The sequence below is a fragment of the Streptomyces albipurpureus genome, from assembly GCF_023701525.1.
GTDB classification, from domain to species: Bacteria; Actinomycetota; Actinomycetes; order Streptomycetales; family Streptomycetaceae; genus Streptomyces; species Streptomyces albipurpureus.
Map to the genome: position 1 here is coordinate 177,766 of NZ_JAMQAW010000024.1, position 19,779 is coordinate 197,544.

Here is a 19,779-nt window from a genome sequence, read left to right on the forward strand (position 1 = left end):
GGGTGGGCAATAGGCAAGACCCGTGCGGGAAGCTTCAGTTGACCGGGCGGGGGTGGAAGGCCAACGCGCCCCGGGTGCCGGTGTCGGCTGTGCGAGCCGGCCATGCCGCTGGGGGCGGACCCCGGGAGGAGGCCGGTGGGTCCGGCCGTGGTCTCAGGCGATCGGGACGGAAGGCCTGTGGTCAGGACAGAAAGCCGCGCAACAGGGAGGCCGTGCCCTCGCAGTGCTCACGCATCATTTCCCGTGCGCCGTCCGCATCCCCGTCGAGCACCGCCTCCACCAGTACGGAGTGCTGGTGCTGCGAATGCTCAAGATTCCGGACGAGGAGGGGGATGCAGTCAAGGAGGTCGTTCAGGGTCGCCCGCACGGCGGCGTACTGCGAGGTGAGCGATACGGAACCGGAGAGGTCGGCCAGGGTGAGATGGAGCAGGGTGTCCCGGCGGCGGTACTCGGTCAGTGGAGCGTCATGGGTCGCCGCCAGGGCGCTCCGCAACCGTATGGTGTCCGCCCTCGTGAGGCCGCCCGCCGCACAGAGCCCCGCTGCTCCCACCTCAAGGACCTCGCGGAAGCGCAGGGTGTCTTCGACGTTCACCGCGCGCACCCGACGGCGCAACTCGTCCTCGCCCGGGGCCTCGGGCCGGCTCAGCACAAAGGTTCCGCCGTACCGGCCGCGTCTGCTCTCCACCAGGCCCTGGTCGGTGAGGACTCTCAGCACCTCGCGCAGGGTGACCCGGCTGATTCCCAGCCGCTCGGCCAACTCGCGCTCCGCCGGCAGCCGCTCTCCGCTGGGCACCAGGCCAAGGCGCAGCAACTGCAGGATTTGCTCCAGCGCCTCTTCGAAGCCGTTGCCCGCGCGCACCGGCCGCAGTACGGGAGTCAGTCGGTCAGTTGCCGCGTCGTTCTTCGCCACGTCGTCGTTTCCTCTTCCCAATCAATGGTCTTCAGCAATACCTTAGGGCTTCCGGTTTACCCAAGGAGGCGCAATCTCGTGGCAGACCGCACACCTCCACTCGGGGTCGATGAGCTCACCGCCCTCGTGGCGAGTGGAGAGATCGACACCGTGGTGCTCGCCTTTCCCGATATGCAGGGACGGCTCCAGGGCAAGCGGTTCGCCGCGAACTTCTTCCTCGACGAGGTCCTTGAGCACGGCACGGAGGGCTGCAACTACCTCCTCGCCGTCGACACCGAGATGAACACCGTCGACGGCTATGAGATGTCCTCATGGGACCGCGGCTACGGCGACTTCGCGATGCGCCCGGACACCGCTACCTTGCGGCGCATTCCGTGGAATGACGGCACGGCCCTGCTGATCGCCGATCTCACCTGGAACGACGGTTCTCCCGTGGTTGCGGCACCCCGCCAGATCCTCCGCCGTCAGCTGGAGCGCCTCGCCGAGCACGGCTTCACCGCCAAGGTCGGTACCGAGCTGGAGTTCATCGTCTTCAAGGACAGCTACGAGCAGGCCTGGGACCGCGACTATCGCGGACTCACCCCGGTCAATCAGTACAACGTCGACTACTCGATCCTGGGCACCGGCCGCGTCGAGCCACTGCTACGGCGTATCCGAAAGGAAATGGCGACGGCCGGACTGACCGTTGAATCCGCGAAGGGCGAATGCAATCCGGGCCAGCATGAGATCGTGTTCCGCTATGACGATGCCCTGGTCACCTGTGATCAGCACGCCCTTTACAAGACCGGGGCGAAGGAGATCGCTGACCAAGAAGGCGTCTCGCTCACCTTTATGGCCAAGTACAACGAGCGCGAGGGAAACTCCTGCCATATCCATGTCTCGCTCGCGGACGCGGACGGCCGCAATGTCATGGCGGGGGACGAGCGCGGCGCGATGTCGCCCGTGATGCGGCACTTCCTCGCCGGTCAGCTCGCCGCGCTCAGGGACTTCACCCTGCTCTACGCGCCCAATGTGAACTCATACAAGCGATTTCAACCCGGCAGCTTCGCGCCCACCGCCGTCGCCTGGGGATATGACAATCGCACCTGTGCGCTCAGGGTCGTGGGGCACGGGCGTTCGATGCGCTGTGAGAATCGGCTGCCCGGTGGCGATGTCAATCCGCATCTCGCCGTCGCGGGACTGATCGCGGCCGGCATCCACGGCATCGAAAAGAATCTCGAACTGCCCGATGAATGCGCTGGAAACGCCTACACGGCGGGCTACGCCGAGGTCCCGGCCACCTTGCGGGAAGCGGCCGAGCTCTGGGAGAACAGTCCCATCGCCAAGGAAGCCTTTGGCGCCGAGGTCGTCGCCCACTACCGCAATATGGCCCGCGTTGAACTCGCCGCCTTCGATGCCGCCGTGACCGACTGGGAACTGCGCCGCTCCTTTGAACGGCACTGAACAACATATGAGACGCGGGAACACGAAAGCCCCGCCACCACCCGCAGACGCGTCAACCGGCACCCAACCCATAACCGCATCGCATGGAGAACACCGGATGTCACCACGCGCCACCGTTCACCACCGGTCACCATCGACGGCGGTGAACCGGCGGTCTCCCCACTCCGCACCCCATCCGTCCCGCTCACGCACCACACGGGAGACGGCGCTGTCCGGCAGCGAGCACGGATTCAACCGCAACGAGCGTGGATTCAACGAGTTCGCGTTCAACGAGCGTGGATTCGACGAGCGTGGATTCAACGAGTGCGGATTCGACGAGCCGACGGTGACCCGGCCACCGCCCCCGGGTCCGGAAGGGGCAACCGATCCATCGGAACCCCGTATCCGCCATCCCGCCCCCGATGGCGCTTCGCCCATGAGCGGGCCCCTTCGGACAGCCTGAGACCACGTGAGGAATGTCTTGCCGTACGCGTCACACCATGAAGTCCTCAACCCCGCCACCGGCCAACTCGTCCGTAGCGTCCCGGCGACCACGCCCGATGAGGTCGACGCGGCGGTGTTCCTCGCCGCCGGCGCCCAACAGCGCTGGGCGGCCCTCGCGCCAGCCGACCGAGCCCGGCTGCTCCGCCGCTTCGCCATCGCCGTCGATGAGCGGATCGAGGAACTCGCCCGGCTGGAGGTGCTTCAAGCCGGACACACCATCGGCAACGCCCGCTGGGAGGCCGGCAACGTACGCGATCTGCTCGACTTCGCCGCCGGGGGAGTGGAACGGCTCAGCGGCCGACAGATCCCGGTCCCCGGCGGTCTGGACATCACGATCCTGGAACCGCTCGGGGTCATCGGGGTCATCGCGCCCTGGAACTTCCCCATGCCGATTGCCGCCTGGGGCATGGCTCCGGCTCTCGCCGCCGGCAATGCCGTACTCCTCAAACCCGCCGAGACGACCCCGCTGACCGCGCTGCGGCTGGCGGAGATCGCCCTCGAAGCCGGCCTTCCGGAGCACCTCTTCCAGGTCCTGCCGGGCGCCGGCGACGTCGCGGGCGGCGCGCTCGTCGAGCACCCCGGAGTCGCGAAGATCGTTTTCACCGGTTCCACCCGGGTCGGCAAGGCCATCATGGCCAGATGCGCGGAGCGGGTGAAGCGGGTGACCCTGGAACTCGGCGGCAAGAGCCCCAACATCATCTTCTCCGATGCCGATCTCGAAGCCGCCGTCGCCGCCACCCCCATGTCCTTTCTCGACAACAGCGGACAGGACTGCTGCGCCCGCACCCGCATCCTGGTGCAGCGTCCGGTCTACGACCGCTTCCTGGAACTGCTCGCTCCGGCCATCGAGTCCATCGCCGTGGGAGATCCGGCCGATGAGAAGACGCAGATGGGCCCGCTGATCTCCCAGGCCCAGCTCAACCGGGTGCGCTCCTACGTCCCCGACGAACTGCCCGGCATTCGCGGTACGGCCCCCGAGGGGCCGGGCTTCTGGTTCCCCCCGACCGTCCTCACCGATATCGCCGCCGATGCACCGGCCGCCGTTGAGGAGGTGTTCGGACCGGTCGCCGCCGTACTGCCCTTCGATGACGAGTCCGACGCGATCCGGCTCGCCAACGCCACCGAGTACGGACTCTCCGGCTCCCTCTGGACCCGGGACCTGGGCCGCGCCATTCGGGTCTCCCGTGCGGTCGCCGCCGGCAATCTCTCCGTCAACTCCCACAGCAGCGTCCGCTACTGGACCCCCTTCGGCGGCTACAAACAGTCCGGCTTCGGCCGTGAACTCGGCCCCGACGCCCTCACCGCGTTCACCGAGACAAAAAACGTCTTCTTCAGCAGCACGCCACGAGTTCAGGAGGTCTGACCACCCATGACCGAAACCCCTGTGTGCCGCCGCCTGGTCGGCCGTACCGCGGTCATCACCGGCGCCGGCAGCGGCATCGGCCTCGCCACGGCCCGCCGACTCTCTTCCGAAGGTGCGAACGTCGTCTGCGGCGACATCGACGAGACAGCGGGCAAGGCGGCGGCCGACGACGTCGGCGGCACCTTCGTACGCGTCGACGTCACGGACGCCGAGCAGGTCGAGGCGCTGTTCAAGGCGGCGCACGACACCTACGGCTCGGTGGACGTCGCCTTCAACAACGCGGGTATCTCACCCCCCGAGGACGACTCGATCCTCACCACCGGCATCGAGGCGTGGCGGCGGGTCCAGGACGTCAACCTCACCTCGGTCTATCTCTGTTGCAAGGCCGCCATCCCCTATATGCAGCGCCAGGGCCGCGGTTCCATCATCAACACGGCCTCCTTCGTGGCGATCATGGGTGCCGCGACCTCCCAGATCTCCTACACCGCTTCCAAGGGCGGTGTGCTCGCGATGTCCCGTGAACTCGGCGTCCAGTTCGCCCGCGAGGGCATCCGGGTCAACGCGCTCTGCCCCGGGCCGGTCAACACCCCCCTGCTCCAGGAGCTGTTCGCCAAGGACCAGGAGCGGGCCGCCAGACGACTGGTGCACATCCCCGTCGGGCGGTTCGCCGAGGCCCATGAGATCGCCGCTGCCGTCGCCTTCCTCGCCAGCGACGACTCCTCCTTCGTCAACGCGACCGACTTCCTGGTGGACGGCGGGATCTCCGGGGCGTACGTCACCCCGCTCTGAGCTGCGGTGCCCGCCCGGCGCGCTGGGACGACCACTGCCCCGGGCGGGCGCTTTCCCGAAGGTCTCAAAGGAAGGTGCGGCCCTCGCCGCGGTAGGTCGCGACCGTCCCCGTCACCCGGTCACCCTCGATGAGGTGCAGTACCGGGAAACGCTCACACAGCTCGCCTGCCTTCGCGTGGCGGAACCACACCTTGTCGCCGATCAGGAGATCGTCGGCGGCCGACCCGAGCAGCGGAGTCTGGACCTCGCCCGCGCCCTCACGCCCGTCGAAGCGCAGCCCCTGCGGTAGATAGGGCACGGGCAGCCGGTCCTTTCCCGCCGCCCCCGACGCCGGGTAGCCGCCGCCCAGTACCGTCACCGCACCCACTCCGGGGCGACGGACCACGGGCAGTGCGAAGAGCGCCGCCGGACGGCCGGAGAACGAGCTGTAGTCATCGAAGAGCCGCGGCAGATAGAGCCCCGAACCGGCCGCGACCTCGGTCACCGCGTCCTCGCCCGCCGTGTGCTGCACGCTGCCGGTGCCACCGCCGTTGACGAACTCCAGGTCCGGCGCCACCGCCCGGACGGCCCGCACCGCCTCCGCCCGGCGTACCGCCAGCTCGGCGCGGGAGACCCGCTGCATCACCCGGATCGTGTGCGAGAGCACCGGGTGCCCCGCGTAGGAGTCACCGACGCCAGCGATATGACTCTCGTACGCCATCACCCCCACCAGGCGAAACCCCGGGCGGCGCACCACCGAACGCGCCAGATCCGCCAGCTGGGCCGGCTCACTCAGCGGTGAGCGGCGGGCCCCGATCCGCACTCGGCCACCGAACAGCCGCAGTGCCGTGTCCAGCTCCAGACAGACCCGGATCTCCTCCCCGCCACCGGCGCGCGCCCCATCGATCAGGTCCAGCTGCGCCGTGTCGTCGACCATCACGGTCACGGCCGCCGCCAGCTGCGGATCGGCGGCCAACTCGGCGTAGCAGGACCGGTCCGCGGACGGATAGGCGAGGAGCACATCGTCGAAACCCGCGCGGGCCAGCCACAGCGACTCGGCCAGGGTGAAGGACATGACACCGGCGAAACCATCCCGTGCGAGCGCCCGCTCCAACAGCGCACGACAGCGCACGGACTTGCTCGCGATCCGCAGCGGTTTGCCGCCCGATCTACGCACCAGGTCATCGGCATTGGCGTCAAAGGCATCGAGATCGACGACGGCGAGTGGAGCATCGAGACCGGCGGTGGCCCGGTTGAAGCGGGCCCGGTCAGCGGCACGGGGGATCATGGCCCGAGCCTGCCAGAGGAGGCTACCGATCGGTAGAGGGGATGTTCTGGGCAGATCCCCACGGAGCCGGTGGGACGGTGCCGTGCGGTGGCTTTCAACCCGTAGAGTGACGACGAAGTGGTGACCGACGCGCCTGCCTGCAGCAGCGTGCCCGTCGGTGGTACGTAGCTGAGAATCGGGGGGCTCGATGAGTACGGAGGCGCAGCCCCCGCCCGTCCCCGAAGACTCGTCCGAACCCCAGGCCCCATCCCGCATCACCGATGCGCTGGTCCCCCAGGAGCAGTCCTCCCGGGCGCTGCGCGCCTCCGGAATCACCGATCTGCTGCCGCCCGACGGGCAGGCTGACGGGATGCCTTCCGACCAGTCGGGAGAAGACGGTTCTGCGGATGCCTCCCCGTCTCGCCGGGCAGCCGCCCCGGACTCCGCGCGCCCCTTCGCCATCCCGTTGCTCCCGGGGCAATCCGATGTGGAGACCCGCCAGTTGAGCCGGGGCGAGGGCCCGTCCGGGAGGGGCGCACAACCGCCCGCCGGTGGTTCCTCGACGGGTTCCGGGCCCGCCGGCGTGTGCTCATGCGCCGGCTGCCGGGGGGAAGGTGAGGCCCGTGCGGTGACGCCAGGCACCGAGTTGGCGTGTACCTGCCCAGACTGCGGGGTGGGCGATGCCTACGGTTCCGACCCGGCACCGGCCGCCTTCGGCTATGACGCGTCGCCCTGCGGTGTCCCGGGCTGCACCTGTTCCACCGGCGGCCCGCGCTCCAACGGCCAGACACTCCCCCTCGGCGCTCCAGCGACGCCCAACCCCTACTGCCCGGCCGGCGAGCCCGGGTGCTTCTGTGCCACCGGGCAGCGGATCGAGACCGGGCAAAGGGGCGGCAGGGTCGATTCGGCAACCGCGCCCACCGGCTCCCCGCCGCCCTCGGGCGACGCTCCGCCGCCACCCCCACCGAAGCCACCCACACCCACCGGCGACCCCCGCTCGGCCCGGCCCGCCAGGACGTCGAGGAGGCCGGACGACGGGCCATCGAACGGTGTGGACGCCGACACCCGCCTCCTGCGCCGCGAGCTGGGGGCGGCCACGCCCCGACAAGCGCGCGGCGCGCTGCGGGACCGCCCCACGGTGACACCGGGCAGTGGGGAAGATCCGGACGGGTCCCCCACGCCACCAGCCGGCGCACCGCCCGCGCCCGGTGACCATCCCCCGCAGCGGACGACTCCCGTACTCCTCGCCGAGTCCGGCGCCATACCACCGCAGCCCGCTGCCCCACCGCGTCCGACCGTCCGACCGGCCCCCAACCGGTCGCCCGACCCCACGGACCACCTCCGCGGAGCGCGACAGAGCGCACCGCGGCAGAACACAGCACACCGGAGCCCAGCCCAGCAGAGCGCGGCGCGAGAAAACCCAGTCCGACAGGACTCCTCCCAGCGGCGGATCTCCGATCCGTCCTCGCGGACCGCCACCACGCCGGATACCGCCGGGTCCCAGCCCCCCGGAGCCGCCACCGCCGACAAGGCCTTCGGTACCCTCGCGGAGCGCCCGGCACTGCGATCCGCGGGAGCCCTGCCACCGGAGAGCTCCACCGAGAGCACCGCTCGGCTCCGCCCGGTGCGCGATTCCCCGTTGCCGAGCGAGTGGGCGACCGTGGAACCGCAGCCCGCCGGGTTCGCCGCCTACCCACCGAGCCCGGCTTGGCCGCCGCCGGAGAGTTCCACCGACAACGCCCCCCTGCTGCGGCTGGTGAGGCCCCGCCGCCCGCTGCGCACCATCGGCGCCCTCGCCTGTGTGGTGTTGGGGCTCGGACTGATCGGTGGAGCGGTCACCGGCAGTTGGCTCACCGAGGACTCCAGCGCCGATACCGCGGCCGACAACGGGTTCACCGAGGCACGGACGTTGTGGCACAGCGTTCCCGTGGACACGCTCTTCCCCCGCTCGATCCACGGCAAGGGCGCGGGGCCGGGCAAGGCGGATCGGCTCTGGTCACGGCTGGCCGTCGCCGCCGACAGCAACTGCGCCGCAACCCTCGACCCCCTTCTGGTCACCACCCTCCAGCCGGTCGGCTGTGTCCGGGTGTTGCGGGCGACCTACACCGACGCCACCTCCAGCTATGTCACCACCGTCGGTCTGGTCTTCACCGAGGGCGACATGGCCACCATGAAGACCCTGAAGACCCGGTTCGGCAACGAGGGACTCGCCAAGCGAACCGATCTGCTGCCCCGCACCTTCGCCGTGCCGGGAACGGTCGCCTCCCGCTTCGGTGACCGCCAGCGCGCCAGTTGGACCATCACCATCCGCACCGATGTGCCGGTCGTCGTCTACGCGGTGTCCGGCTTCGCCGACGGCCGCAAGGTCGATGACCCCCAGCCCGCGACGGTCGCCCAGTCCGCTCGCGGGACCACCGCACCCGCACAAGCCGGTCTGGGGCACGAGGCCGACGGCATAGCGGACGGTGTCGAACGCGCGCTCCTTCGGGCCCTCAGCACTACAGCGGAGCCACCGCAATGAGCAGAACACGCCACCGCCTCGCCGCTCTGGTGGGAGCCGCTGCCCTTGTCCTCCTGCCAGCGGCTCCGGTCCACGCCGATGGGATAAGGCCCCAGCAGTGGGGCCTCGAAGCGCTCAACACCGATCACGCGTGGCGGACCACCCAGGGCGAGGGCGTCACCGTGGCCGTGCTGGATACGGGTGTGGACGACCAACACCCCGACCTTGAGGGCAATGTCCTTCCGGGCAAGGACTTCATAGGCTTCGGCGCGGGGCGTGGCGACCGCTCCTGGGCCCGGCACGGCACGGCCATGGCGGGCATCATCGCGGCGCACGGCCGTGGCCCCGGCGACCGCGACGGTGTCATGGGCATCGCGCCCAAGGCCAGGGTCCTTCCGGTGCGGGTCATACTCGAAGGCACCGACCCGGCGCGGGAGAAGGCCCGCAGCTCGCGGGGGACCGCACTGGCCCAAGGCATCCGCTGGGCCGCCGACCAGGGCGCCGATGTCATCAACCTCTCCCTCGGCGACGACAGCGAGTCGGCACACCCCGAGGCCACCGAGGACGCGGCCGTGCAGTACGCGCTCGGCAAAGGCTCCGTGGTCGTGGCCTCCGCCGGCAACGGCGGCGAGAAGGGCGACCGCATCTCCTACCCCGCCGCCTACCCCGGAGTGATCGCCGTGACGGCGGTCGACCGCTTCGGCACCCACGCCTCCTTCTCCACCCAGCGCTGGTACGCCACGGTCAGCGCGCCCGGAGTCGACATCGTGATCCCCGACCCGGACCGCAAGTACTACGAGGGCTGGGGGACCAGCGCCGCCGCCGCGTTCGTCTCCGGAGCAGTCGCCCTGGTGCGTGCGGCCCATCCCGATCTGAGCCCGGCCCAGGTGAAGAAGCTGCTCGCGGACACTGCCCGAGACCGTCCCCAGGGCGGCCGCGACGACGCGCGGGGGAACGGGATGGTGGACCCGGCGGCGGCGATCGACGCGGCCAAGGCGCTACGGCCCCGTGACCCCAGGCGGGTGACCGAGGGCTACACCAAGAAGTACTTCGGCCCCGGCCCGCAGGTACCCGAGCCCGAGCACGCGTCGGTCGGTTGGCTCGCCCCCCTCGCGGGCGGCGTCGGCGCCCTGGTCCTGGTGGGTGCGGTGGTCCTGTGGCGCGCCGACCAGGACGATCTGGTCTAGCGCCGTTCCCGGCCCGGGGCAGGCGACCGGGAGCCACCACCCGGAGCGCGGGGGCCTCGGGGGAGGAACTAGGCTCGGCGCGTGGCGCTCAAGAACATTCCCGACCCCGGTTTCTCCGACGACGACGGCACTGCCGACCCCCGGCTCGCCGCGGCGCTCGCCGCCTGGTCCCAGGACCGTACGGCGGTGACCCCGGTGCTGGAAGCCCTCCAAAGCGCGCGGCTCCTGGTCCCCATCGTGGCCGTCCTGGGCGAGGTCGAGGTCGATGAGTCCGGGCTGCGCCGCGAGAAGACCAGCGATATGGCCGTCCCCACCCTCACTGCCGGTGATCGCCGTGCGCTCCCCGCCTTCACCTCGCTGGAATCACTGGCCCGCTGGGACGCGGCGGCCCGGCCGGTGGCCGTCCCCCTGCACCAGGCGCTGCGAGCGGCCGGGCACGAGAAGGCCGACACCCTGGTCCTCGATCTGGCCGGGCCGGTCCCCTTCCAGCTGAGCGGGGCCGCGCTGCGCGCGCTGGCCGAGGGGCGGACCAGCACCGATCCGCTCGATGACCCCGCGGTCACGGAGGCGGTGCGCCAGACGGTGGCCGCGGAGCCCGCGGTGGTCCGCGCCCAACTGGTGCGCGGCGGCGCGGACAGCGACGGGACCCTGGCCCTGGTGCTGGCGGCGAACGCGTCGCAGACGGAAGCCGTCCGCCGGGTCGCCGAGGCGCTCGCGGGCCATGACGTGCTGAGGGCCCGCCTGGTGCGGGGCCTCGACCTGGCGCTGTTGCCGGTCGGGGCCACCACTTCGGGCGAGCCCTTGTTCGTCAGGAAGTGAGCGGGAAGTGAGTTCAGGCGCTGCCGGGCAGGGCCTTTCCCGCGATCCGGGGCGGATCAGCGTGCGGCGCCGGATGCGGTGGATCACCAGGCGAGCGGTGTCCTGATCCTGGGCGCATTCGGTCCTTCAGACAACGCGGCGCGGGCGGGGCCCAGGGGAGCTGCCGTAGCCGTCCTCGCGCGCCCGGCAGGCACCAGGGGACAGCCCTCAGCCGTAGACCGGGCCGGTGTACTTCTCCCCGGGGCCCTTGCCCGGCTCGTCCGGCACGAGCGACTCCTCGCGGAAGGCGAGCTGGAGCGACTTCAGACCGTCCCGCAGGGGAGCGGCGTGGAAGGAGCTGATCTCGGTGGTGCTGGCGTCCAGCAGCCCCGCCAGCGCATGCACCAGCTTCCGTGCCTCGTCGAGGTCCTTGTACCCGGCACCGGCATCGGTGTCGTCCGCGGCCAGGCCCAGCTTCACGGCGGCGGCACTCATCAGGTTCACCGCGACCGTGACGATCACCTCGACGGCCGGAACCTCCGCGATGTCACGGGTCAGGGCGTCGAAGTCGGGAGCCTGGTCGGCAGTCTGCGGATGCTCGGCGTGCTCGGGGAGGGGTGTCGCGTCACTCATGACGCATACGATATGCCCCGCCACGCCGCGGCCGACCCTGGCCGCCGGTTAGCTCCTGCCCCGTGGAGCTGCTAACCTTGTGTGACGACCGGCTGGATACGTGTGTGTCCAGCCCACAAGTGGAGGCTCCGATTCTCCCACCTGGCTGCTCCTGGAGCAGCGGGTCACCGGTCAGGCGGTGCCCATCGTTCCGTACGGACGATGGAAGTCGCCCGATGTGCGCCCCGCGGTAGACCGCGGCGGTGTTCCGGTATTCACGGAGCTACCGCCTGTGTCCCGTCCCGGGGCATTTTTCATGTTCCGGCTCGGTTGGTTATTAAGCAGACGTTACGCGGCTATCTGCCAGACAGTCGCGTGGTGCTACCGAGGAGGATCCATCAGCGCCGAGCCCCGCATCAACGACCGGATTCGCGTTCCCGAAGTACGGCTTGTCGGTCCGAGTGGTGAGCAGGTGGGCATTGTCCCGCTCGCCAAGGCCCTTGAGCTGGCTCAGGAGTACGACCTCGACCTGGTCGAGGTCGCGGCGACCGCCCGGCCGCCCGTGTGCAAGCTCATGGACTACGGGAAGTTCAAGTACGAGTCGGCCATGAAGGCCCGTGAGGCGCGCAAGAACCAGGCGCACACGGTCATCAAGGAGATGAAGCTCCGGCCGAAGATCGACCCGCACGACTATGACACCAAGAAGGGTCACGTCGTCCGGTTCCTCAAGCAGGGCGACAAGGTCAAGATCACGATCATGTTCCGTGGTCGTGAGCAGTCCCGCCCCGAGCTTGGCTTCCGCCTGCTTCAGCGGCTCGCTTCCGATGTCGAGGACCTCGGATTCATCGAGTCGAACCCGAAGCAGGACGGCCGGAACATGATCATGGTTCTTGGCCCGCACAAGAAGAAGACCGAGGCCATGGCCGAGGCGCGTGAGGCCCAGGCCGCACGCAAGGCAGACCGAACCGGCGTGAGGGTCCAGGCTGAGGAAGAGCCTGCCGACGCGCCTGCCGAGACGCCCTCCGAATCGTGACCGAAGGGGTCGCCGCTCGTCGGCACCCCGGGTCCCGCCCGGAACCCATAACCAAGATCTGACGCTCCCGTGTGCCGGTGCCCCCGTGCACCGGGGGAGCGCCACTGACGAGGAGATACGGCGCGATGCCGAAGAACAAGACGCACAGCGGTTCCAAGAAGCGCTTCAAGATCACCGGCACTGGCAAGGTGCTCCGTGAGCGCGCCGGCAAGCGCCACCTGCTTGAGCACAAGCCGTCCACGCTGACGCGTCGCCTCTCCGGCAACGCGGAGATGGCTCCGGGCGACGCCAAGAAGATCAAGAAGCTTCTCGGCAAGTGACGTTCCGGCTCCGGTGACGGAGCTCGAAGGAACGTCAGGACCGGGACCCAATCGAATTCGGGTCGTGTGACGACAACCACGGCCCCGCTACAAGGAGTTAACAAGTGGCACGCGTCAAGCGGGCAGTCAACGCCCACAAGAAGCGCCGGGCAATCCTGGAGCAGGCCAGCGGCTACCGCGGTCAGCGTTCGCGCCTCTACCGCAAGGCCAAGGAGCAGGTCACCCACTCCCTGGTCTACAACTACAACGACCGCAAGAAGCGCAAGGGCGACTTCCGTCAGCTGTGGATCCAGCGGATCAACGCCGCTGCCCGCCAGAACGGCATGACCTACAACCGCCTCATCCAGGGTCTGAAGGCCGCCAACATTGAGGTGGACCGTAAGATCCTCGCCGAGCTCGCCGTCAACGACGCCAACGCATTCGCGGCGCTCGTTGAGGTGGCGCAGAAGGCCCTCCCGGCCGACGTCAACGCGCCGAAGGCCGCCGCCTGAGCGGTGCGTCCGGACTGATGTCCCGGACCCGTAGGCCCTTGTGGCCTACGGGTCCGAGTGCGTTGTGGCCCTGGTCTGCCGCCGACACCCGGTGCTGACACTCGGTGCTGACACCCGGTGCCGGCATCGCGCCCGACCCCGTACCCGAAAGCGAGTTCATGCCCGCCCCCGAGTTGATCTCCCCTCGCTCCACCCGGGTCGCCGCCGCGCGACGGCTCGCGAAGCGGAACTTCCGTGGCAAGGACCGGCTGTTCCTGGCCGAGGGGCCGCAGTCCGTACGGGAAGCGGCCCGGCACCGGGCCGGCGGCCTGGCCACGCTCAGCGAGCTGTTCACCACGCCGGAAGCAGCCGAGCGGTACGCGGACATCATCAGCGCGGCGTATGACGCCGGTGCCCGGGTGCATCTCGCCGGCGAAGAAGTGATCACCGACATCTCGACCACCGTCACCCCCCAGGGCATGGTGGGGGTCTGCCGTTTCGTGGACTCCCCGTTCGAGGAGATCGTGCGGACCCGACCCCGGCTGATCGCCGTTCTGGCGCAGGTGCGCGACCCCGGCAACGCCGGCACCGTGCTCCGCTGCGCCGACGCGGCGGGGGCCGACGCCGTCGTCTTCACCGACGCCTCAGTCGACCTGTACAACCCCAAAGCGGTGCGTGCCTCCGTCGGCTCCCACTTCCATCTGCCGGTGGCGGTCGGCGTCCCCGTCGAGACGGCCGTCCAAGGGCTCAAGGACGCCGGTGCCCGGGTGCTGGCCGCCGATGGCGCGGGCGCCGACGATCTCGACGACCAACTCGACGCGGGTGCCATGAGCGGCCCCACTGCCTGGATCTTCGGCAATGAGGCGTGGGGGCTCCCGGTCGAGATCAGGGACCTCGCGGACGCGGTCGTACGCGTCCCGATCCATGGAAAAGCAGAAAGTCTGAACCTGGCGACCGCCGCAGCCGTATGCCTCTATGCCTCCGCGCGCGCCCAGCGCGCCGGGGGCGCTCAATGACCTGCGGTACTCACCTCCGGGGGAGTGCCGCTCAGGGGCTCCGCACGGTCACGTCCAGCTAGTAGGGTGACGGGCTCGGGGGCCCACTGTGTTGGCGGAGAGGTGGGGTACGGGGATGACTGTCGGGACGAGCGGGTCCGCGAAGACACACGCACCATTGGTGCGCCCTTCGGACGATCCCGAGGTCTTCGGCATCGACCCCGACGACCTGCCCGACGGCCTGGTCGTCGCCGACGAGAGCGGCCGGGTGATCTGCTTCAACAAGGCCGCCGTGCGGATCACCGCCGTCGCCCAGGCCGACGCCCTGGGGCATTCCCTGGACATCGCGCTACCGCTGGAGGACCTCAAGGGCCGCCGCTGGTGGACGCTGACCAACCCCTACGGCGGTCTCGCCACCCGGGTGGGCCAGCCGGAGCGCAATCTGCTGCTGCCCGGCGGCCGTGAGGTCCTTGTCTCCGCCCGTTATGTACGTGCCTTTCCCACCGGGCCCGTCAACCGGCTGGTGATCAGCCTGCGGGGCACCGAGGCCCGCCGTCGTACCGAACGCAGCCATGCCGAGTTGATCGCCACGGTCGCCCATGAGCTGCGCTCCCCGCTGACCTCCGTCAAGGGGTTCACCGCGACCCTGCTGGCCAAGTGGGAACGGTTCACCGACGACCAGAAGCGGCTGATGCTGGAAACGGTCGACGCCGACGCCAACCGGGTGACCCGGCTGATCGCCGAACTGCTCGACATCTCCCGTATCGACTCCGGACGGCTGGAGGTGCGCCGTCAGCCGGTCGATGCGGCGGCCGCCGTCGAACGCCATGTCCAGGCCCACATAGCCAGCGGCCAGAGCCCCAACCGCTTCTTCGTCCGGATCGGCCATGAACTGCCCGATCTCTGGGCCGACCCCGACAAGATCGACCAGGTGCTCGGCAACCTGCTGGAAAACGCGGTGCGCCACGGCGCGGGAACCGTCACCATTGAGGTGGCGCCGGCATCGGCGAAGGACGACGAGAAGGGTACGGCCGTCACCGTGAGCGACGAAGGCCCCGGCATCCCCGAGGAGTCGATGGGCCGTGTCTTCACCCGCTTCTGGCGGGGGAGCAAGCGCGGCGGTACGGGCCTTGGGCTCTACATCGTCAAGGGCATCGTCGAGGCTCACGGCGGCACGATCACCGTCGGCCGGGGGCCGGGCGGTGGCGCCGAGTTCCGATTTATCCTGCCCGTCGGCGCCCCGGCCTATCTGACCTGAGCCGCCCACGGGCCTATCGAGAGTGACCGGGCACCCGGTCTCCGGCTTCGGTCACACGAGCCCTGGAGCGGTCCCCCGGAACAGCAAGCGTCCGCGACCTTTAGACTCGACCCTTGGCACGTTTACGTCCCAGTCGTCGAGTGGGGGCCGCGGCCACCAGCCAATCGGAAACACGGGAAGAGATGTCGGCACCCAACAAGTCCTATGACCCTGTCGAGGTCGAGGCACTGAAACCGGAAGTCATCGAGCGCATGCGGGACGAGGCGCTCGCCGCCTTCGCCACCGCCGGCGACCTCGACGCACTCGCCCACGCGAAGGTCGCGCACACCGGCGGCACCTCGCCGCTCGCGCTCGCCAACCGTGAGATCGGCGCACTGCCGCCGCAGGCGAAGGCCGAGGCGGGAAAGCGCGTGGGCCAGGCCCGCGGTGCGGTCAGCAAGGCGCTCGCCGCCCGCCAGGTCGAGCTGGAGATCGAGCGTGACGCCCGGGTACTGGTCGAGGAGGCGGTCGATGTCACCCTGCCCTACGACCGGGTCCCGGCCGGTGCGCGGCATCCGCTGACCACCTTGTCCGAGCGCATCGAGGACGTCTTCGTGGCCATGGGCTACGAGGTCGCCGAGGGGCCCGAGGCCGAGGCGGAGTGGTTCAACTTCGACGCCCTGAACATCGGCCCCGATCACCCCGCGCGCGGTGAGGCGGACACCTTCTTCGTCGAGGGCGCGCACTCACCACGGGCCGGCGGGAGCACCGGCTCCGGCGTGGTGCTGCGCACCCACACCTCACCCGTCCAGATCCGTTCGCTGCTCGATCGCGAACCCCCCGTCTATGTGATCTGCCCGGGCCGGGTGTACCGCACCGATGAGCTCGACGCGACCCACACCCCCGTCTTCCACCAGGTCGAGCTGCTCGCCATTGACGAGGGCCTGACCATGGCCGACCTCAAGGGCACCTTGGACCACATGGTCCAGGAGCTCTTCGGCGGCGAGGGCATGAAGACCCGGCTGCGGCCGAACTTCTTCCCCTTCACCGAGCCTTCCGCCGAGATGGACATGGTGTGCTACGTCTGCCGTGGCGAGTCGGTCGGCAACCCGGACCGCCCCTGCCGCACCTGCTCGAGCGAGGGCTGGATCGAGCTGGGCGGATGCGGGATGGTCAATCCGAAGGTGCTGGTCGCCTGCGGTGTCGACCCGGAGAAGTACAGCGGATTCGCCTTCGGGTTCGGCATCGAACGGATGCTGATGTTCCGCCACAACGTCGAGGACATGCGAGACATGGTCGAGGGTGACGTCCGGTTCACTCGGCCGTTCGGGATGGAGATCTGATGCGGGTCCCGCTTTCCTGGTTGCGGGAGTACGTCGACCTGCCGGCGACGGCGACCGGCCGGGACGTTCAGTCGAAGCTCGTCGCGGCCGGCCTGGAGGTCGAGTCCGTCGAACAGCTCGGCGCCGGCCTCACCGGTCCGCTGGTGGTCGGCCAGGTCCGTGCCATCGAGGAACTGACCGAGTTCAAGAAGCCCATCCGCCACTGCCTGGTGGATGTGGGCCAGGCCAACACGACGGGCGAACTGCAGGAGATCATCTGCGGTGCCCGCAACTTCGCGGTCGGCGACAAGGTCGTCGTCGCCCTCCCCGGTGCCGTGCTGCCCGGCGACTTCCAGATCGCCGAGCGCAAGACGTACGGCCGGATGTCCCGCGGCATGATCTGCTCCGGCGACGAACTCGGCATGGGCGACGACGGTACGAACGGCATCATCGTCCTGCCGCCCGAGTACGAGCCCGGCATCGACGCCGTCGAACTGCTGGAGCTGTACGACGAGGTCCTCGACATCGCCGTCACCCCCGACCGCGGCTACTGCCTCTCCATGCGGGGCGTCGCTCGCGAAGCCGCCATCGGCTACGGGCTGGCGCTGCGTGACCCGGCACTGCTCGATGTGCCGGGACCCAACTCGTACGGCTACCCGGTCAAGGTCGCCGACCCGGTCGGCTGTGACCGCTTCACCGCGCGTACCGTCACCGGACTCAACCCCGACGCACGCTCACCGATCTGGCTGAAGCGTCGCCTGCAGAAGGCGGGGATGCGTCCGATCTCGCTCGCCGTCGACATCACCAACTACGTGATGTTGGAGCTGGGGCAGCCGCTGCACGCCTACGATCGCTCCCTGGTCGAGGGGACCATCGGAGTCCGCCGCGCCGAGGCCGGCGAGAAGCTCACCACCCTCGATGGAGTCCATCGCGTCCTGGACGCCGATGACCTCGTGATCGTCGATGACCGCGGGCCGATCGGCCTCGCGGGAGTCATGGGCGGCGCCAACACCGAGATCGCCGACCACGCCGAGACCGTGGACGAAACGCTGGGCGGCGACACCCGGCACACCACCGACGTCGTGATCGAGGCGGCGCACTTCGACCCGGTCGCCATCGCCCGCACCGCCCGCCGCCACAAGCTCTCATCCGAGGCCTCGCGGCGCTTCGAACGCGGAGTGGACCCACAGGCCGGAGCCGCCGCCGCACAGCGCACCGTCGATCTGCTGGTGCTGCTGGCCGCCGGCACCGCCGAAGCCGGCGTCACCCAGGTCATCTCCCCCTCGGCGCCACGCACGGTCTCCATGCGCGCCGACCACCCCGACCGGGTGGCGGGCATGGAGTACGGGCGCGAGATCGTCGTACGCCGGCTGCAGGAGGTCGGCTGCGATGTCTACGGCCAGGACGAACTGGTCGTCACCATCCCCTCCTGGCGTCCCGACCTCGCCGCGCCCAACGACCTCGCCGAAGAGGTCATCCGGCTCCAGGGGTACGAGAACCTGCCCTCCACCCTCCCGAGGCCGACATCCGGCCGTGGGCTCACCGACCGTCAGCGGCTGCACCGCCGCATCGGCCGGGTGCTCGCCGGAGCCGGCTATGTGGAGGCGCTGAACTACCCGTTCATCGGGGCGGCGGTCCTCGACCAGCTCGACCTCCCCGCCGACGACCCGGCGCGCCGGTTGGTGAGGCTGGTCAACCCGCTCTCCGACGAAGAGCCCGCGCTGCGCACCACACTGCTGCCCGGACTGCTCGGCGCGCTCCGTCGCAACGACGGCCGCGGTAGCCACGATCTGGCCCTGTTCGAGACGGGTCTGGTCTTCCACCCCACGCCCGAGCCGCGGACGGCCGGTGCGCTGCCCGTGGACCGCAGGCCCACCGATGCGGAGATCGCCGCACTGGACGCCGCACTGCCCCTGCAGCCGCGGCACGCAGCCGTGGTGCTGGCCGGCGCCCGCGAGCAGGCCGGCTGGTGGGGCAAGGGACATCCGGCCCACTGGGCGGACGCCGTACAGGCCGCCCGGCTGCTCGCCCAGGAGGCGGGCACCGAACTGGTGGCCGAGCAGGCGCAGTACGGGCCCTGGCACCCGGGCCGGTGCGCCCAGCTGTCCGTCTCCATCGACGGGGTGAAGACCTCCATCGGCCACGCGGGCGAGCTTCACCCCCGGGTGGTCAAGGCGTTGGGGCTGCCCGCCCGTACCTGCGCCATGGAGCTCGATCTGGACCTGCTGGAGCGGGCTGGCGAAGGGGTGCTCACCGCACCTCGGATCTCCACCTTCCCGGTGGCCACCCAGGACGTCGCACTCGTCGTCGACCAGGGCGTCCCGGCCGCGGCCGTGGAGCACTTCCTCACCCTTGGCGCTGGCGAACTGCTGGAGTCCATCCGGCTCTTCGACGTCTACACCGGCGACCAGATCGACGCGGGCAAGAAGTCGCTGGCGTACGCGCTGCGGTTCCGCGCGCCGGATCGCACCCTGACGGTCGATGAGGCGTCGGCCGCGCGCGACACCGCGGTGGCGAGCGCCGCCGAGCACACCGGAGCGGTGCTCCGGGGGGCCTGACCGCTGTATCACCCGACGAGGGGCGCATCCGGCCAACCGGGTGCGCCCCTCGCTCCTGTCGATGTGAAACACCCTGGCCTCACTCATTTGGGTGAGAACGAAGGGCGCGGTTCTCCGCGTTCCCGCCGTTCCGCGACGATCGACGGAATCACCGGTCAGTCAGACGGCCGGTGGGATCGTCCCGGCCGTTCGTGCGGCGAGTGCGCCGAACCGGTCCTTCCGAGGGGACCATCGACATGATCCGCAGCAGGTCTCTGCCTCTTCTTCCGGCCGTGCGCCGGGGGAGCGCGGCCACGACCGCCGAACCGGCCGTGCGCCGACGGTTCTGGTGGTCGACCAGAGGGAAACCGATGGACTCCGGTCAGCCTTCGGGCGGTTTACGTCCCCCAACGGTCGAGATCGCCACCGGTGCACGGCCCAGCGCCGGCCGGCCGGCGAGGAGACTCACCGGCCTGCGATGGCTCACCCCGAAGCGGTGGGCCCGGGGCGGACGGGGAAGCGTGCTCCGGGTCC

The 19,779-nt window shown here is 70.0% G+C and carries 16 protein-coding genes; 13 read left to right on the forward strand and 3 right to left on the reverse strand.

Annotation, left to right across the window (positions count from 1 at the left end):
- Nucleotides 1–181 precede the first annotated feature (181 nt).
- Nucleotides 182–910, reverse strand: a complete 729-nt coding sequence (locus NBG84_RS19235; protein ID WP_250920733.1) for a FadR/GntR family transcriptional regulator — start codon at nt 908–910, stop codon at nt 182–184.
- Between the two features lie 78 nt (nt 911–988).
- On the opposite strand from NBG84_RS19235, the gene NBG84_RS19240 reads away from it, so the two are divergent.
- The 3 genes from NBG84_RS19240 (at nt 989) to NBG84_RS19250 (ending at nt 4,988) form a co-directional block, all read left to right on the forward strand.
- Complete coding sequence (locus tag NBG84_RS19240; RefSeq protein WP_250920734.1) at nt 989–2,353, forward strand: glutamine synthetase family protein; 1,365 nt, start codon at nt 989–991, stop codon at nt 2,351–2,353.
- 448 nt (nt 2,354–2,801) lie between these two features.
- Nucleotides 2,802–4,199 carry an aldehyde dehydrogenase family protein gene (locus tag NBG84_RS19245; RefSeq protein WP_250920735.1) on the forward strand — a complete coding sequence of 466 codons (1,398 nt, stop codon included), beginning with the start codon at nt 2,802–2,804 and terminating at the stop codon, nt 4,197–4,199.
- A 6-nt stretch (nt 4,200–4,205) separates the two neighbouring features.
- Nucleotides 4,206–4,988, forward strand: a complete 783-nt coding sequence (locus tag NBG84_RS19250) for a 3-oxoacyl-ACP reductase (protein WP_250920736.1) — start codon at nt 4,206–4,208, stop codon at nt 4,986–4,988.
- 64 nt (nt 4,989–5,052) lie between these two features.
- On the opposite strand, the gene NBG84_RS19255 is transcribed toward NBG84_RS19250, so the two are convergent.
- Nucleotides 5,053–6,255, reverse strand: coding sequence for an amino acid deaminase/aldolase (locus NBG84_RS19255; protein ID WP_250920737.1), 1,203 nt, complete (start codon nt 6,253–6,255; stop codon nt 5,053–5,055).
- A gap of 187 nt (nt 6,256–6,442) precedes the next feature.
- Between NBG84_RS19255 and NBG84_RS41155 the strand changes: the two genes are divergently transcribed.
- The 3 genes from NBG84_RS41155 (at nt 6,443) to NBG84_RS19270 (ending at nt 10,740) form a co-directional block, all read left to right on the forward strand.
- Nucleotides 6,443–8,755: a hypothetical protein gene (locus tag NBG84_RS41155; protein WP_308312085.1), complete on the forward strand. Its 2,313-nt coding sequence runs from the start codon at nt 6,443–6,445 to the stop codon at nt 8,753–8,755.
- Entirely contained in the window at nt 8,752–9,921 is a 1,170-nt protein-coding gene (gene mycP / locus NBG84_RS19265; RefSeq protein ID WP_250920738.1) for a type VII secretion-associated serine protease mycosin, read from the forward strand. The genes NBG84_RS41155 and mycP overlap by 4 nt, the downstream gene beginning before the upstream one ends.
- Before the next feature lie 81 nt (nt 9,922–10,002).
- On the forward strand, nt 10,003–10,740 hold the full coding sequence (locus tag NBG84_RS19270) for an SseB family protein (RefSeq protein WP_250920739.1): 738 nt from the start codon (nt 10,003–10,005) through the stop codon (nt 10,738–10,740).
- A gap of 207 nt (nt 10,741–10,947) precedes the next feature.
- Here NBG84_RS19270 and NBG84_RS19275 read toward each other — a convergent pair whose 3' ends face one another.
- On the reverse strand, nt 10,948–11,352 hold the full coding sequence (locus tag NBG84_RS19275) for a DUF1844 domain-containing protein (RefSeq protein WP_250920740.1): 405 nt from the start codon (nt 11,350–11,352) through the stop codon (nt 10,948–10,950).
- A 295-nt stretch (nt 11,353–11,647) separates the two neighbouring features.
- Here NBG84_RS19275 and infC point away from each other — a divergent pair, with 295 nt between their 5' ends.
- The 7 genes from infC to pheT all read left to right on the forward strand — a co-directional run bounded on the left by infC (nt 11,648) and on the right by pheT (nt 19,266).
- The gene (gene infC, locus NBG84_RS19280) at nt 11,648–12,364 is read left to right on the forward strand and encodes a translation initiation factor IF-3 (RefSeq protein ID WP_250920806.1); all 717 of its coding nucleotides are present in this window, start codon (nt 11,648–11,650) and stop codon (nt 12,362–12,364) included.
- Between the two features lie 125 nt (nt 12,365–12,489).
- Nucleotides 12,490–12,684, forward strand: coding sequence for a 50S ribosomal protein L35 (gene rpmI / locus NBG84_RS19285; RefSeq protein WP_250920741.1), 195 nt, complete (start codon nt 12,490–12,492; stop codon nt 12,682–12,684).
- 104 nt (nt 12,685–12,788) lie between these two features.
- Nucleotides 12,789–13,175 (forward strand): 50S ribosomal protein L20, encoded by a 387-nt coding sequence (gene rplT, locus NBG84_RS19290; RefSeq protein WP_006350245.1) that lies wholly within the window; start codon nt 12,789–12,791, stop codon nt 13,173–13,175.
- Between the two features lie 158 nt (nt 13,176–13,333).
- Entirely contained in the window at nt 13,334–14,170 is an 837-nt protein-coding gene (locus tag NBG84_RS19295) for a TrmH family RNA methyltransferase (RefSeq protein ID WP_250920807.1), read from the forward strand.
- Between the two features lie 115 nt (nt 14,171–14,285).
- The gene (locus tag NBG84_RS19300; protein ID WP_250920742.1) at nt 14,286–15,407 is read left to right on the forward strand and encodes a sensor histidine kinase; all 1,122 of its coding nucleotides are present in this window, start codon (nt 14,286–14,288) and stop codon (nt 15,405–15,407) included.
- A gap of 182 nt (nt 15,408–15,589) precedes the next feature.
- Nucleotides 15,590–16,729 (forward strand): phenylalanine--tRNA ligase subunit alpha, encoded by a 1,140-nt coding sequence (pheS, locus tag NBG84_RS19305; protein WP_250920743.1) that lies wholly within the window; start codon nt 15,590–15,592, stop codon nt 16,727–16,729.
- Nucleotides 16,729–19,266, forward strand: a complete 2,538-nt coding sequence (gene pheT, locus NBG84_RS19310) for a phenylalanine--tRNA ligase subunit beta (RefSeq protein ID WP_250920744.1) — start codon at nt 16,729–16,731, stop codon at nt 19,264–19,266. Before pheS ends, pheT begins: the two co-directional genes overlap by 1 nt.
- The last annotated feature ends 513 nt before the right edge of the window (nt 19,267–19,779 follow it).